The organism is Rhizobium sp. rho-13.1 (genome assembly GCF_007000305.1).
In the GTDB taxonomy this organism is placed as follows: domain Bacteria; phylum Pseudomonadota; class Alphaproteobacteria; order Rhizobiales; family Rhizobiaceae; genus Rhizobium; species Rhizobium rhododendri.
This window is the reverse complement of record NZ_SCFL01000072.1, coordinates 1-1,341: the sequence shown is the minus strand read 5'-3', so window position 1 is coordinate 1,341 and position 1,341 is coordinate 1. Positions and strand designations below refer to the sequence as shown.

1 protein-coding gene is annotated in these 1,341 nt (G+C 60.0%); it reads right to left on the bottom strand.

Going from position 1 to position 1,341, the window contains the following annotated elements:
* Window positions 1–137: 137 nt before the first annotated feature.
* The gene (locus EQW76_RS28670; protein WP_143123525.1) at window positions 138–1,262 is read right to left on the bottom strand and encodes an IS5 family transposase; all 1,125 of its coding nucleotides are present in this window, start codon (window positions 1,260–1,262) and stop codon (window positions 138–140) included.
* Window positions 1,263–1,341 lie beyond the last annotated feature (79 nt).

The window sequence follows — 1,341 nt, the reverse complement described above, 5'->3', positions numbered from 1 at the left end:
CAGGTCGCGGAAATATCCCCCATTTTTCCGCCGATCCTGGCTAGACAGCTCGAAGACAGGCCGTGATGAAGCTTTTTCAGAGGCCTTGTCGGCCCATTTTGTCGCCATCCGCCTGGTTCGGCGGATTCTGGACGCGATTATGCCGTCGCCAGCAGCTTTGGAATTCTCACCAGATTATAGGCGGTGGCTGTCAGGGTGAACATCCAGCCGACGCGATCATTTCCGCGATGCCGGGTCTTGCGCATTCCGCCGCTGGTCTTGGCCCAGCCAAACACTTCTTCGATGCGCTTGCGAATGCGCTGACTGACACCGTAGCCGGGATGATGGGTGGTCCGACCATCAATTGCCGAGCGTCGGTTCGTCGTGTTCTGGGCGACGTGTGGCGTCACCTTTGCGTCCCGCAAGGCTTCGACGAAGTCGGCAGTATCGTAGGCTTTGTCTGCAGCCAATGTGATGCGGTGACGACCATCCATGCGACCCACCATATCCAGAGCTGCCTCGCGCTCTGCGGTTCCACTCGCATGGGTCAGCGTGGCGTCGACAACCAGGCCGTTGCGGTTTTCCATTATGACGTGACCCATGTGGCAAAGCTTGGCCGCCTGGCCACGGGCCTTCTTGTAAAGCCTGGCATCCGGGTCAGTGGTCGACGCATGGGTTGCGTTGCTGCGCTTCTCACCGTGGAAATCACGCTCAGAGTTGCGGCCTGCGGCCTTTGGCGGCTGTTTCCCTTCAGCGCCAGAGCCGCTGTCGTCAGTGTCGCTACCATCTGCGCCGTCCCTGGGTTTGAAGCTCTTCATGCTGGCCCAGGCTTCGATCAAGGTGCCGTCCACCGAGAAGTGGTCGTCTGACAGCAATGCCTTAACCCGCGGCTGGCTTAGCAAAGCGGCTAGAAACTTGGCGGCGATGTCGCCAGCCAAGAGCCGCTCACGGTTCTTGGTGAACACGGTGACGTCCCAGATCGGCGCGTCCATCGACAAGCCCACGAACCAGCGGAACAGCAGATTGTAGTCCATCTGCTCCATGAGCTGACGCTCAGAGCGGATCGTGTAGAAGGCCTGCAACAACAGAGCGCGCAGCAGCTTCTCCGGCGGGATCGACGGCCGGCCGATCGCTGAATACATCCCCTCGAAATCCGGGGACAGAACTTCCAGCGCCTCGTCTACGATGGCACGTATCGGCCGCAGCGGATGGTTTGCCGGAACGCGGGCTTCGCAGCTTACATAAGAAAACAGACCCGCCGTCTGGTCATCACTGCCGCGCATGTTCTGCTCCCGCCAATCAATCACCCAGGCATGGAATCACGCCAGTCCGCTCACAGCAAGGGCCTTTTTCCGCAACCTG